Here is a 12,771-nt window from a genome sequence, read left to right as displayed (position 1 = left end):
ACAAGGGACGCCGCTTCAGCCGGGGATCGCCGCCGTAGCAGGGGCCGGGGCAGCACCGCCATTCTCGTTCATCAGCCCGCCCATCACGGTGCGGTTTACCGAGATCAGTTCGTCGATGCTGTCGCGCCCGGTGATGACCAGCGAGGTGTGGCGCTCCACCCAGAGCCCCAGCGAGATGATCCCGGCGCGCAGTTCCTCGGGCAGGGCATTGGCGGGGTCGGCGCAGAGGTTGCGGAAGGCCGCCCAGACCTGGCGGTTGCGGTGCAGCGCCGGGGCTAGCCGGGCCCCCGCGAGCCCGGCGTCGCGCGCGGCGATCATCTCGCCGGTGATCTCGCTCATCAGCCGGTATTCGGTGCTGCGGGGCGTCGCGGCGACCCGCTGGGCACGCGCATAGGCACCTAAGGGATTCTGGGACATCGGGGCTCCGGCTTTACGGGACGTGTGGGCGGGGACTTCGGGCGGTTCGCTGCAAGTCCTATAGAATGCCCGGCGCGCGGCCGGTCGCGCGCCACGGAAAATTGCGCGCGCGGCACCGCCGGGGGGCGCGGCGTCCTATAATTCAGCCATAGAGGCCCCGTGTGCGGGCCTGCCTGCTTGCGGACCCTTCATGCTCAACGTCATCGGCCTCGTCGTCATCCTGCTGTGCGTCTTCGGCAGCTACCTGATGTCGGGCGGCAGTCTCGAGGTCATCCTTCATGCCCTGCCGCACGAGTTGCTGGCGATCGGCGGCGCCGCGATCGGCGCTTTCGTGCTGGGCAATTCGCTGACCACGCTCAAGAAGGCGGGCAAGGGCGTCGCGCGCGTGTTCAAGGGCGACCGCTGGAAGGAGGCCGATTACCGCGACCTCCTCGCGCTGCTCTACACGCTGCTGTCGACCTTCCGCAAAGGCGGTGCCAACGCCATCGAGCCGCACCTCGACGCGCCCGCCGAGAGCCCGATCTTCTCGCGCTATCCGCGCCTGCTGGCCGATCACGAGCTGATCGAGTTCATCTGCGACTACTTGCGCATGATGACCGTCAACTTCGAGGATCCGCACCAGCTGGCCGAGGCGATGGAAAGCGACATGGAGCGCCATCACCACGAGGAACTCGCGCCCCAGCACGCGATCCAGATGATGGCGGACGGCCTGCCCGCGATCGGCATCGTCGCGGCGGTGCTGGGCGTCATCAAGACGATGAGTTCGATCGACCAGCCGACCGAAGTGCTGGGCGCGATGATCGGCGGCGCGCTGGTCGGCACGTTCCTGGGCGTGTTGCTCGCCTACTGCCTGGTCGGGCCGATCGCGCAGAAGTTGCAGCAGATCATCGACGCGGATTTCCATCCCTACACGCTGGTGAAGACCGCGATCGTCTGCCACGCCCAGGAACAGCCCACCGAGATCGCCGTCGAGCTGGCCCGCCGCCTGACGCCTTCGCCCTACGCGCCCAGCTTCCAGGAGATGGAGACGGCGCTGGAGGCGGTGAAGGAACAGCTCGCCGCGGCTCCGGCGTAAGCGGACCAGCCGATGGCCACCAAAGGCGGCGACAAGCGCCCGATCGTCATCCGCAAGGTCAAGAAAGTGGTCGGCGGCGGCCACCATGGCGGCGCGTGGAAGGTCGCCTATGCCGACTTCGTGACCGCGATGATGGCGTTCTTCATGCTGCTCTGGCTGCTCGCCAACCCGGACGAGGTGCAGCTCAAGGGCCTGGCCGAATACTTCTCGCCCGACAGCCAGAGAGCGAACCAGTCCACCACCCTGACCGACAAGCCGGGCATGCAACCGGGTGCCGGCGGACATGGGCGCGACAACCAGGCCGATGCCGCCGATCCGCGCGGCGAGCCGGCGGCGGAGTCGGGCGCGGTCGGCATCGCGCGGGGGGGGGGCGCGGACGTTCCCTCGGCGGCGCTGCGGGTGATGGCGCAGGAAATGCAGGTGGAACTGGAGCCGCCGCTCGATTCCACGCAGGGGCGCAACAATGTCGACGTCCGGCCCAGCCGCGAGGGCATGCGCATCCACCTGGTCGACAGCCCGCAGCGTTCGATGTTCAAGGGCAGCACCGCGCAGCTCAACGACTTTGCCCGGGCGATGCTGGCACGCGCCGCGAAGAAGCTGGCGGGCGTCGATGCGCGCATCGCCATCGAGGGCCACACCGACGGCAGCGGCGGCGACAGCGAGGCCAACTGGCAGCTTTCGGCGCAGCGCGCTCTGGCGGCCCGCGCGGCGATGGTGGCGGCGGGGCTGCCGGCGGACCGCTTCTCCGAAGTGGTGGCCAAGGCGGGAACCGAGCCGGTCTATCCCGACCAGCCCGATCGCCCGGAGAACCGGCGCATCACCATCGTCGTCATCGGCGAGGCGGCGGCATTGCCGCATGACGCCAGCTTCAAGTTCTAGGGGATCGGCAGGTGGTGAAGCGCATCGTGATCGGCCTGGTGGCGGTCGTCGCGGGTCTCGGCGTCGGCGCGGGCGGGGCCTGGGCGGCCTGGCGGTTCCTGCCGCAGTACGTCGGCGGCAAGCACGCTGCGCCCCGCGATCGCGGCGAGGGCGAGTTCGTGCCGCCGTTCCAGGTGCTCGCCCCGCTGGTTTTCGCCGATGGGCGGCTGACCGGCTACACCAGTTTCGAGGTGCAGATCGAGGTCGACAAAGGCGAGAGCGAGACCATCGGCGCCAAGCTGCCGCTGCTGATGAACGCGATCAACCTGCGCACTTATCGCCGCCCCCTCGCCAGCGGACCGGACGGGTTGCTGCCCGCGCTCGACCCGTTCCGCAAGCTGGTGATGGAGGCCGCCGCCGAGGTCTACGGCAAGGACGTGGTGCGCAGCGTGGCGGTGACGCGGGCCTCGCCGGGGTGACGGAGGGCGATCACGGCCCCTCTACCCGAAGCTCTTGACCAGCGATCCGGCGACAAGCGCCCAGCCGTCCACCAGCACGAAGAAGATGATCTTCATCGGCAGCGATATCGTCGAGGGGGGCAGCATCATCATGCCCATCGCCATCAGCACCGCCGCGACGGCAAGGTCGATCACCAGGAACGGCAGCAGCAGCAGGAAGCCGATCTCGAAGGCGCGGCGCAGTTCGGAGATCATGAAGGCGGGCATCAGCGTCGTCATCGGCAGTTCCGCGCGGCTTTTCGGGACTTTGCCGGAGAGGCCGACGAACAGCTTCACGTCGTCCTCGCGCACCTGCTTGAGCATGAAGGCGTGGAAGGGCCGGCTGGCGCGCTCCAGCGCCTCGGTCTCGGTGATCTGCCCGGCGTTGTAGGGCTCCATGCCCTGCTTCCACGCCGCGTCGAACGTCGGCGCCATGACGAAGAAGCTGAGGAACAGCGCCAGCGAGATGACGATCGGGTTGGGCGGCACGCCCTGCACGCCCATTCCCGAGCGCAGCAGCGAGAGCGCCACGACGATGCGGGTGAACGAGGTGATCGTCATCAGGATGCCCGGTGCCAGGCTGAGCACCGTCAGGATCATCACCAGCTGGAGCACGCGGCCGGACATCGTGCCGCCGCCGCCCAGTGCTCCGGCGGCGCCTGCCGTCTGCGCCATCGCCGCGACGGGGAGGCTCAGTGCCAGCAGCGCGGCGATCACGCCGAAGATCAGGGGGGCGGCGCGTACCACCGGAGAATTCTCCGTCATTTCAATGCAGTTCCGTCTTCGCGTCCTGCGTGAACCAGATGTCCGGGAGCACCGCGATCCGATCGGCGAAGGACAGCGGCGGGGCTTCCGGCTCCGCTTCGGGCGCTTGCGGCGTGGCGGGTTCGTGGGCGGCCGCGATGTCCGTCGCTGCTGCCGGCGAAACCGGGGCGCTGTCGAGCACGGTCACCCCCTCTGGGCCGATCAGGACGCTGAATTCCGTATCGTCGCGGCGCAGCAGCACGACCGAGCGGCGCGGGTCGAGGGCGAGTCGCTCGACCACCTGGAGACGCCTGTGAGAGCCGCCATTGCCAAGCTTTTCCAGCCACTTGCCGGGCATTGTGAGGTTATGGCGCTTAACGGCACTCAACGTAGCCACAAGGATACCCAACACCAGCAGAAGCGCACCGAGCGTACGCAGCAACGACAGCGCGTCCACCCTCAGCGCTCGCCTTCGACGACGCGGGTGATTTCCAGCGACATCGCCTCGCCGTTGACGAGGATTCGCCCTTCGGCGACCAGCCGGTCGTTGACGTAGACGCGGGTGGGATCCTCCTGCCCGCAGTCGAGCGGGATCATCGCGCCGCGGCTCATCTTGAGCACCTGGCGGATCGGCACGCTGGTGGAGCCGAGCACGATCTGCAGGTCGATGGGAATGCCTTCGAGCACGGACACCGCGCGTCTCCTTTCAACGCCACTGGGCTTTGGGGCGCTTTATAGAGGAAAAAGTTATAGGAGTAGTGCGCCACTAGGAAAAAGTTGCCTATAAGGTCGGTAAGGGCATCTGGGGACCACTGTGGCGGAACTGGGCAATTCGATCGACGTCTCGGCATCGGGCCTGCGCGCGCAGGCGCTGCGCATGCGGGTGATCGCCGAGAACCTCGCGAACTCGGACTCGATCGCCACCACGGCGGAGGGCGATCCCTATCGCCGCCGCGTCGCCACCTTCGCCGCCGAGGTCGATCGCAGCACCGGCGCCACGCAAGTCGCCGTGAAGTCGATCGAGGCGGACAAGAGCGCCTTCGGCCGCATCTACCAGCCCGGCAACCCCGTCGCCGACGCGCAGGGGTACGTCGAGCAGCCCAACGTCAACCCGCTGGTCGAGGCCGCCGACATGAAGGCGGCGCAGCGGTCCTACGAGGCCAACCTCAACGCCATCGAGGCGGCGCGCGGCATGACCATGCGCACCGTCGACCTGCTGAAGTAAGGGCGCACGATGTCGATCGGCTCCCTCGACGGCCTTTCCGCCTATGCCCGCGCGGCTCGGGCCACCAATCCGCTGGCCGATACCGGCGCCAGGACCGGCGGCCTCGCGCCTTCCGGCGGGCTGGCGTCCGGCACTTCCATCGGCGGCGGCGGCTTCGGCGCGATGGTCGAAAACATGGTCTCGCAGACGGGCGATGCCCTGCGCGGCGCGGAAACGCAGAGCATCCGGCAGATCGGCGGCAAGGGCGACCTGATCGACGTCGTCACCGCCATCGGCGCGGCGGAAACCGCGCTCGATACGGTGGTGGCGGTGCGCGACCGGGTGGTCTCCGCCTATTCCGATATCATGAAGATGCAGATCTAGGGATGAGTTGGTGTTGCGCCCTGCCGGTGGGGCTTCGACAGGCTCAGCCTGAGCGGAGTGGAGAGGTCTTTACACTATCCCCGCTCACCCTGAGCTTGTCGAAGGGTCATCCTGAGCTTGTCGAAGGATGGGGTATCAGCACCACCCCATGATAAAGACCCCATGACCCCCGACGCCGCCATCGAACTCGCCCGCGCCGCGCTGGTGCTGATGCTGACCATCTGCGGGCCGATGCTGATCGCCGCGCTGATCGTCGGCGTCGTCATCGGCCTGCTCCAGGCGCTGACCCAGGTGCAGGAAATGACGCTGACTTTCGTGCCCAAGCTGCTGGTGCTGGGCGTGGTCATGCTGCTCAGCCTGCCGATGATCGGCCATGCGCTGGGCGCCTTCATGGACCGCGTGGCCGACGCGATCGTCGCGCACTGAAAACCGGGCGGGACGTGGACGCCATCGACCTTGCGACGCTGCTGCGGCTGCCGATCGACACCGCCGCGTTCCTGCTGCTGTTCTGCCGGGTCGGCGCGGTGGTGATGCTGCTGCCGGCGTTCTCGGAGGACGGGGTGCCGCCGCAGATCCGCCTCGTCATGGCGCTCGGCTTCACCTTCGGCATGTACGGCATGCTAGAAGGCCGCGTCGCCCCGGCGCTCGGCTCCGGCATCGCCATGCCGCTGCTGGTGATGGGCGAGGTGGCGGTCGGCCTCGCGCTCGGGATGATCGTGCGCATCCTGTTCAGCGCCGCCGCCATGGCCGGCGCGCTCGCCTCGCAGCAGGTGGGTCTGTCCTCTGCCCTGGTGGCGGATCCGGCGATGGGCGGGCAGACGCCGCTGCTCGCGCGGTTCGTCGGGGTGGCGGCGGTGGTGACGTGCATGGCGGCGGGCGTGCATCACTTGTGGATTGCCGCGATCTTCCATTCCTACGCCAGCTTCCCGGTCGGCGGCATGCCCCCTGCCGCCGACTTCGCGCACCTGGCGATCTCGGTGATGGGGCAGGCCACTGCCCTGGCGCTGAGCCTCGCCGCGCCGCTGATCCTCTACGGCATGCTGTTCAACCTGGGGCTGGGGCTGGCGGCGCGGGTGGCGCCGGCGATCCAGGTGTTCTTCATCAGCCAGCCGCTCAACCTGCTGCTCGGCCTTTCGGTGTTGGCGATGACGATCGGCGCGATGCTGACCGCCTTCGCCCATGCGATGACGACGTTCATGCAGGACGGCTGGACGCTCTGACATGGCCGACGACGCTCCCGACAAGGACCAGCGCACCGAGGAGCCGACCCAGAAGAAGCTGGAGGATGCCCGCAAGCGCGGCGAAGTGGCCATCGCCCCGGAGGTCCGCCACGCGACGATGATGGCGGGCGCGATGGCGGTCACCGGGTGGCTGGGGCTTTCGGCGCTCGAACGGCTGGGCACGATGCTCAAGCGGCTGTGGGGCGACGCGCAGGAATTCCCGCTCGATGCCGAGGGGGCGCAGGGCCTCGCCACCGGGGTCGCCTGGCATGCGATGGTCTCGCTGCTGCCGGTCTTCGCGGTGCTGATGGCGGCGGCGGTGGGCACGGTGTTCCTGCAGGGCCGCGCGACGATGAGCTGGTCGCGCCTCAGTCCCAAGTGGTCCAAGCTGTCCCCCGCCAGCGGCTTCGCCCGCCTGTTCGGCACCCGCGCGCTGGTGGAGTTCACCAAGACGCTGGCGAAGATGGGCGGCATCGGCCTTGCCGTGTGGCTGGTGCTGGCGCCGCGCCTGCAGGGGATGGACGGCCTCGTCGGTCGCTCGCCCGGCGCGATCGGGGCGGCGGCGGGGGGCCTCGCCTTCGAGGCGCTGCGCGTGGTGGTGATGCTGGTCGCGGGGCTGGCGCTGTTCGATTTCCTCTACCAGCGGCGCAGTTTCCTGCAGCGCATGCGCATGACCAAGCAGGAAGTGAAGGACGAGCACAAGCAGAGCGAGGGCGATCCCAAGATCAAGGCCAAGATCCGCCAGATACAGATGCAGCGTTCGCGAAAGCGGATGATGGCGGCGGTGCCGACCGCCAGCGTGATCGTGACCAACCCGACGCACTATGCGGTGGCGCTGAAGTACGAGCACGGCGTGACGGCGGCGCCGACGGTGGTGGCCAAGGGCGTCGATGCCGTGGCGCTGCGCATCCGCGAGGTGGCGAAGGAGGCCGGGGTGCCGGTCATGGAGAACCCGCCGCTGGCGCGCGCGCTGTTCGCGGCGGTGGAGATCGACCACCCGATCCCGATCGAGCACTACCAGGCGGTGGCGGAGATCATCGGCTACGTGATGAAGCTGGCGAAGAAGGCGGGGCGCTGACGTTCCTTCCCGAGCTTGTCTCGGGGAGGTGGCGCCGACGAAGTCGGTGACGGAGGGGGAATTTCCCGCCTTCTCCCCCTCCACCACCGCCTGCGGCGGCGGTCCCCCTCCCCGAGACAAGCTCGGGGAGGAATTGCGTCGGTCACACCCGCCCCTCCCAACTCCATCCTATAATGCACCCGATGCCCCGGCTGTCGTTCCTCCTCGCGCTTCTCGCCCTGCTTGCGCCCTCGGTGGCACAGGCAGGCCCGCAGCCGCGCATCAAGGACATCGTCGACGTCGAGAACGTGCGCACCAACCAGTTGGTCGGCTACGGCCTGGTGGTCGGCCTGCAAGGCACCGGCGACCGCATCCGCAACGTCCCCTTCACCGAGGAGACCTTGCAGGCGATGCTGGAGCGCATGGGCGTCAACATTCGCGGCACCCAGATGCTCACCCAGAACGTCGCCGCCGTGACCGTCACCGCGACGATGCCGCCGTTCGCGCGCTCGGGATCGACGGTGGACGTGCAGGTCTCGGCGCTGGGCGATGCCAGCAGCCTGCAGGGCGGCATCCTGCTCGTCTCCTCGCTGCGCGCACTGGACGGGGAGATCTACGCCGTGGCGCAAGGCCCCGTCGCGGTCTCCGGCTTCAAGGCGCAAGGGGCGGGGGCGAAGCTCAGCCGGGGCGTGATGACCACCGCGCGCATCGCCGGCGGCGCCATCATCGAGCGCGAGGTGCCTTACGACCTGCGGGGTGCCCACTCGCTGAAACTGGCGCTGAAGAACCCCGATTTCACCACCGCCCGCCAGATCGCCCAGACCATCAACCGGCAGGCTCCCGGCTCGGCCGAAGTGCTCGATCCCGGCACGGTGGAGCTGCGCCCCTATGGCAGCGGCTCGTTGATCGACCTCGTCACCCAGGTCGAGAACCTCACCGTCGCGGTCGACCAGCCCGCGCGGATCGTCATCAACGAGGCGGCGGGCACCGTGGTCATGGGCGCCGACGTGCGCGTCAGTCCGGTCGCCATCGCGCAAGGCGGGCTGACGATCAGCGTCACCGAGACCCCGGTGGCCTCGCAGCCCGCGCCGTTCTCGGGCGGGCAGACGGCGGTGCTGCCGCGCACCCGGATCGAGGCAAACGACGGCAACGGCGCGGCGCTGGCGATGCTGACCAGCGGCACTTCGCTGCAGACGCTGGTGGGCGGCCTCAATGCGCTGGGCGTCAGCCCGCGCGATCTCATCACCATCCTGCAGGCGCTCAAGACGGCGGGCGCGCTGCAGGCCGAAATAGCGGTGCAGTAGGATGAGCGATCCGATCAATACCTACCCGACGCAGGCCCGCGTCATCTCGCAGGACCGCAGCCCGGCGGCGGTGGCGCGCCAGTTCGAGGGCGTCTTCGCGGGCCAGATCACCAAGATCATGATGGAAACGGTGGAGCAGGACGAGCAGTTCTCCGGCGGCCACGGCGAGGAGATGTTCCGCGGCATCCTGGCGGAGCAGATCGGCAACTCCATCGCGTCCGGCAAGGGCCTCGGCATCGCCTCGGCGGTCGAGGCGCAGATCATCCGCCTGCAGGGAGGCGTTGATGGCGAGTGACACCGATACCGCAACCGCAACCGAGGTCATCGCGATCATGACCTCGCTCTCCTCGGTCATGCGCGAGGAGACGCAGCGTCTGGAGACCGGCACCCGCGCGCTCGACCTCGCGGAACTGGCCTCGGCCAAGGCGCGTCTCGTGGGCACGCTGGAGGAGCGCCTCGCCCGCGCCGGGCGGCAGGCACCGGGCTGGTCGGCCGGCATGGACGCGCCCTTGCGCGAAACGTTCGCCGAAGCGCTGGGCGAACTGCGCGCCGCCTCGATGGTCAACGCCGCGCTGCTGGAGCGGCACATAGAGCTGTCCGCCGACCTGATGGGCGCGATCTCGGCCGAGGCCAAGCGCCTGACCGGCAACCGCGCCTATGCCTACGGGGCGAGCGGCAATCTCGCCCGCGCCGACCTGACGACGCCGATCTCCCTCAACGGGGAGTTCTGAAGCGCAATTGCGGCGCGGGCAGCAAGTACCACCGCCTTTGCAATCGCGCCGTCATGATTGGCGCTCTAAAGCGCGGGCATGTCCAGACTTTTCGCGCTGTTCGCCGTCGTTCTCGCGACCTTTTCCGTCCCGCTGGCGGTCCGTGCGCAGGAGGCGCCGCCGCCGGTGACGATCCTCGTCTCGATCGACGGGTTTCGCGCCGATTACCTGGATCGTGGGGTGACGCCCAACCTCTCGGCGCTGGCAGCGCGGGGGATCAGCGCGGCGATGCGGCCGTCGTTCCCCAGCAAGACCTTCCCCAACCACTGGGCCATCGCCACCGGCAAGGTGCCCGACCACAACGGCATCGTCGCCAACCGCTTCGAAGACCCGCGCCGCCCCGGCGAAGTCTTCACCATGGCCAGCGCCGATCCGTTCTGGTGGGCCGAGGCCGAACCCATCTGGGTCGCGGCGGAACGCGCGGGCATCCGCACGGCGGCGATGTTCTGGCCGGGTTCGAGCGTCGCCTGGGGCGGCACCTATTCCGACAAGCCGTTCCCGCAAAGCGAAGGCGGCACGCGGCCGCAGGACTGGCAGCACTTCGATGGCGAGGTGAGCGCGGTGCAGCGCGTCGAGACCGTGCTCGACTGGATGCGCCGCCCCGAGGCCATCCGCCCGCGCCTCGTCACGCTCTACTTCGATACCGTGGACACCGCCGGGCATCGGTACGGCCCGGACGATGCGCGCACCACGCAGGCCATTGCCGAGGTCGACCGCAGTATCGGTGCGCTTGTCTCCGGGTTGCAGGCGCTGGGTCGCGAGGCTAACCTCGTGATCGTGGCCGATCACGGCATGGCGGCGATTTCCGACGCGCGCGTCGTCGCCCTGGACACCGTGGCCGACCCGTCGCTGTATCGTGCGGTCGAGACGGGGCCGTTCGCCTCGCTCTACCCGACCGAGGGTAACGCGGACAAGCTGGCCCAGGCGCTGCAGGGGCATCACGATCACATGCAGTGCTGGCCGCGCGAAAAGATTCCGGCGCGGCTGAATTACGGCACCAACCCGCGCGTGGCGCCGTGGTTCTGCTTGGCCGAGGTGGGCTGGACGATCACGGCCGCCCGGCCGGAGAAGCCGGTCACCGGGGGTACGCACGGCTATGACAACGCGGCGCCGGAAATGGCCGCGCTGTTCGTCGCGGCAGGCCCCTCCATCGCGCCGGCAGGGCGGCTCTCGGCGTTCGACAACGTGGATGTGACGGCGCTGCTGCGAGACCTGCTGCGGATGCCGGCGGATCCCACGGCGGACGGGAATGACGCGCCGTTCCGCAGGGCGCTGCGCTGAGGGAATTCCTCTCCCGGCGTGGGAGCGGGCCATGCGAAGCATGATGAAAGGGCGCCTGCCCCTGCGCCATCCTGTGGGTGGTCCCGCTCCCCGTCCGGGGGCGGAATGCGTTTACTCGAACACCGCCGAGAGCACGGCCGCCACGTCGGTCGGCGCGAGGGTATCGAGTGCAACCTCCAGGTCCGGGCTTTCCGAATAGCCCAGCATGCGCCCGTGGCGGTCGGCGGTGACGGAGAGCACGCGCAGCGCCTCACCTTCCCGCACGACGGCGAGGCCGCCGGTGGCGGGGTAGCGATCGGGGTCCACCACCAAGGTGGCGCGGCCGGGGAGGCCGGCGCCCAATGTCGGGCGGCCGAGGCGCAGCCCGTAAGCACGAGGACCAGCCCCGCGCGGCGCCTCGACTTCGGCGCCGGTGGGCGTCGGTGCGATCAGGCCGCCGGGCAGGGGGGTGCCCAGGACGGGGAGCAGGCGCAGGGTCGCGAGGTTGGCCGAAGCGACTGGCTCCGGCTTCGGCCCGGGTGCAGCGGGCGATGCGGGGGCGGGCACTGCAACCCCGGCTTTCGCGCCTGCCAGTTCGTCCTTCAGCGCGGCGATGCGCGCGCGCGACTTGGCGAGGCGGATCTCCGGGTTGGCGACCAGCGGCAGCACCGCGTCGAGCGCGCCGGAGGCATGGAGCGCCTCGATCTGCGCGGTCAGTGCGGCATCGCCGGCCGCGCCGAACAGGCGGCGCAGGGCGGCGCGTACGTCCTCGTTCCAGCGGTCGAACGGCTTGAGCGCGTTCTCGATCCGCGAGAGCACGACCGGGGCGATGCCGTATTCGCTTTCGAGCACGGCGATCGTCAGCGCCGGATCGCCGCCGCGCCGTGCACGCAGGGCGGCGGCAAGGAGCACCGCGCCGTGCTCACCCTCGGGATCGGTGGGCATGGGGCCGTGCAGCGGCGCCGCCCAGACGGCGATGTCGAAGCCGGGATCGTCGACGTCGATCAGCAGTTCCACCGGGTCCACCCCCAGCGCACGGCCAAGCTCGCGCAGTTCCCCGGCCCGGGCGAAAATCTCCCCCCGCTCGATCTTGGAGAGACGGATATAGGTTATTCCGGAAAGCCGTTCCGACAATTCGAGAAGCGATCCGATATTGAGTTGCTTGCGGAATTTGCGAATGCGATTGGGGAACACGAGCGCGCGATGGAAATCGATTGCGGTCATGGCCATGTCCATTACTTGCCGGTCACCGGCCCGCTGGCTTAATTCGGGCGACTTGTCATTCATCGCAGATCTTGTTCCATTCATGGGATGACCCGGGCTTTTCATGCCCGATCCTCCCGGTCAATGCGCCCGATTGCCTCCCATGCCGAATCGGGTCTTTTTCGGGACCGTCGCATCGGCAGTTGCAACCTGGGACGTGGCGTCTACCTTCTTGCGATATCCTTAAAATTTCACATTCCTCACGCAATACGGGCTTTCCACAGGCGAAAAACGCGTGCCCTTTCGCGCAAAGTGGGGAAATCGAGGCCCTTGCCATGCGTTCTGGGGCAGGCCGGAAGGTCCGTAACGGATGTGGATTTCGGGATAGGTCAAGGCGGCCGCGACCACCAACCGGCGCAAATCATGGATTGCTCCCGTAACTTTCTGCTCCTCCGATTGGTTCCCGAAATGGCGGTCATGGATGGAGCCATGTCCAAGACGAAGGTGGGTTGCGATCGAACGCCTTCTCGTCCCACCGTCGCGGTGAAGACGATAATCAAGCCTATGGCCGTGCAACTGGCGCCATCCGGGGAAGGGTTCCCGCCTTCGCGGTAATGACGAGCAGCCGGGCGTTCACGCGTCATTCGTTTCATGCAGGTACCATCGTACGCGCGGTTCTCCCGGCGGCAGCAGTTACCTCCTTCACGATCCTGCGAGTCCGGGCCTGCGAAGTCCGGGCCTGCGAAGTCCAAGGCGGTTCACCGTAATGCCTTGGGTG

Annotated in this window: 17 protein-coding genes; 12 read left to right on the top strand and 5 right to left on the bottom strand. The window is 68.5% G+C overall.

The genetic code is table 11. The annotated features are described in order from the left end of the window. Positions 1-15 precede the first annotated feature (15 nt). Positions 16-417, bottom strand: coding sequence for a flagellar biosynthesis regulator FlaF (gene flaF, locus V2S85_RS11975; protein WP_330703087.1), 402 nt, complete (start codon positions 415-417; stop codon positions 16-18). Between the two features lie 190 nt (positions 418-607). On the opposite strand from flaF, the gene motA reads away from it, so the two are divergent. From motA to V2S85_RS11960, 3 genes are read left to right on the top strand one after another with little or no spacing between them, the layout of a single operon-like run. Next, positions 608-1,492 (top strand): flagellar motor stator protein MotA, encoded by an 885-nt coding sequence (gene motA / locus V2S85_RS11970; RefSeq protein ID WP_330703086.1) that lies wholly within the window; start codon positions 608-610, stop codon positions 1,490-1,492. 12 nt (positions 1,493-1,504) lie between these two features. Then, positions 1,505-2,371, top strand: coding sequence for a flagellar motor protein MotB (locus V2S85_RS11965; protein ID WP_330703085.1), 867 nt, complete (start codon positions 1,505-1,507; stop codon positions 2,369-2,371). A gap of 11 nt (positions 2,372-2,382) precedes the next feature. Next, positions 2,383-2,829, top strand: a complete 447-nt coding sequence (locus V2S85_RS11960; RefSeq protein ID WP_330703084.1) for a hypothetical protein — start codon at positions 2,383-2,385, stop codon at positions 2,827-2,829. A 21-nt stretch (positions 2,830-2,850) separates the two neighbouring features. Here V2S85_RS11960 and fliP read toward each other — a convergent pair whose 3' ends face one another. Genes fliP through V2S85_RS11945 form a run of 3 tightly spaced genes read right to left on the bottom strand, consistent with a single transcriptional unit; the run spans position 2,851 to position 4,284 of the window. Then, the gene (gene fliP / locus V2S85_RS11955; protein WP_330703083.1) at positions 2,851-3,612 is read right to left on the bottom strand and encodes a flagellar type III secretion system pore protein FliP; all 762 of its coding nucleotides are present in this window, start codon (positions 3,610-3,612) and stop codon (positions 2,851-2,853) included. A 1-nt stretch (position 3,613) separates the two neighbouring features. Then, positions 3,614-4,048, bottom strand: a complete 435-nt coding sequence (locus V2S85_RS11950; protein ID WP_330703082.1) for a flagellar biosynthetic protein FliO — start codon at positions 4,046-4,048, stop codon at positions 3,614-3,616. A 2-nt stretch (positions 4,049-4,050) separates the two neighbouring features. Continuing rightward, positions 4,051-4,284 carry a FliM/FliN family flagellar motor switch protein gene (locus V2S85_RS11945; protein ID WP_330703081.1) on the bottom strand — a complete coding sequence of 78 codons (234 nt, stop codon included), beginning with the start codon at positions 4,282-4,284 and terminating at the stop codon, positions 4,051-4,053. A 121-nt stretch (positions 4,285-4,405) separates the two neighbouring features. Here V2S85_RS11945 and flgC point away from each other — a divergent pair, with 121 nt between their 5' ends. From flgC to V2S85_RS11900, 9 genes are all read left to right on the top strand, one after another. Beyond that, positions 4,406-4,816 (top strand): flagellar basal body rod protein FlgC, encoded by a 411-nt coding sequence (gene flgC, locus V2S85_RS11940; RefSeq protein WP_330703080.1) that lies wholly within the window; start codon positions 4,406-4,408, stop codon positions 4,814-4,816. A gap of 9 nt (positions 4,817-4,825) precedes the next feature. After that, entirely contained in the window at positions 4,826-5,179 is a 354-nt protein-coding gene (locus tag V2S85_RS11935) for a flagellar hook-basal body complex protein FliE (protein ID WP_330703079.1), read from the top strand. Between the two features lie 162 nt (positions 5,180-5,341). Next, positions 5,342-5,605 (top strand): flagellar biosynthetic protein FliQ, encoded by a 264-nt coding sequence (locus V2S85_RS11930; RefSeq protein WP_330703078.1) that lies wholly within the window; start codon positions 5,342-5,344, stop codon positions 5,603-5,605. A gap of 14 nt (positions 5,606-5,619) precedes the next feature. Continuing rightward, the gene (fliR, locus tag V2S85_RS11925; protein WP_330703077.1) at positions 5,620-6,399 is read left to right on the top strand and encodes a flagellar biosynthetic protein FliR; all 780 of its coding nucleotides are present in this window, start codon (positions 5,620-5,622) and stop codon (positions 6,397-6,399) included. A gap of 1 nt (position 6,400) precedes the next feature. Then, positions 6,401-7,477, top strand: coding sequence for a flagellar biosynthesis protein FlhB (gene flhB, locus V2S85_RS11920; protein ID WP_330703076.1), 1,077 nt, complete (start codon positions 6,401-6,403; stop codon positions 7,475-7,477). A 182-nt stretch (positions 7,478-7,659) separates the two neighbouring features. Further along, positions 7,660-8,760, top strand: a complete 1,101-nt coding sequence (locus V2S85_RS11915) for a flagellar basal body P-ring protein FlgI (RefSeq protein ID WP_330703075.1) — start codon at positions 7,660-7,662, stop codon at positions 8,758-8,760. A 1-nt stretch (position 8,761) separates the two neighbouring features. After that, positions 8,762-9,055 (top strand): rod-binding protein, encoded by a 294-nt coding sequence (locus V2S85_RS11910; RefSeq protein ID WP_330703074.1) that lies wholly within the window; start codon positions 8,762-8,764, stop codon positions 9,053-9,055. After that, the gene (locus V2S85_RS11905; protein ID WP_330703073.1) at positions 9,045-9,491 is read left to right on the top strand and encodes a flagellar biosynthesis protein FlgN; all 447 of its coding nucleotides are present in this window, start codon (positions 9,045-9,047) and stop codon (positions 9,489-9,491) included. Before V2S85_RS11910 ends, V2S85_RS11905 begins: the two co-directional genes overlap by 11 nt. A 78-nt stretch (positions 9,492-9,569) precedes the next feature. Further along, entirely contained in the window at positions 9,570-10,811 is a 1,242-nt protein-coding gene (locus tag V2S85_RS11900; protein WP_330703072.1) for an ectonucleotide pyrophosphatase/phosphodiesterase, read from the top strand. A 111-nt stretch (positions 10,812-10,922) separates the two neighbouring features. Here V2S85_RS11900 and V2S85_RS11895 read toward each other — a convergent pair whose 3' ends face one another. Next, a complete protein-coding gene (locus V2S85_RS11895) occupies positions 10,923-12,014 on the bottom strand; it encodes a helix-turn-helix transcriptional regulator (protein ID WP_330703071.1) in 1,092 nt (363 codons plus the stop codon). Positions 12,015-12,771 lie beyond the last annotated feature (757 nt).

Origin of the sequence: Novosphingobium resinovorum (assembly GCF_036352595.1) — a bacterium.
In the GTDB taxonomy this organism is placed as follows: Bacteria; Pseudomonadota; Alphaproteobacteria; order Sphingomonadales; family Sphingomonadaceae; genus Novosphingobium; species Novosphingobium resinovorum_B.
Note: the sequence above shows the minus strand (reverse complement) of the source record. Positions and strands in the feature narration are given on the sequence as shown.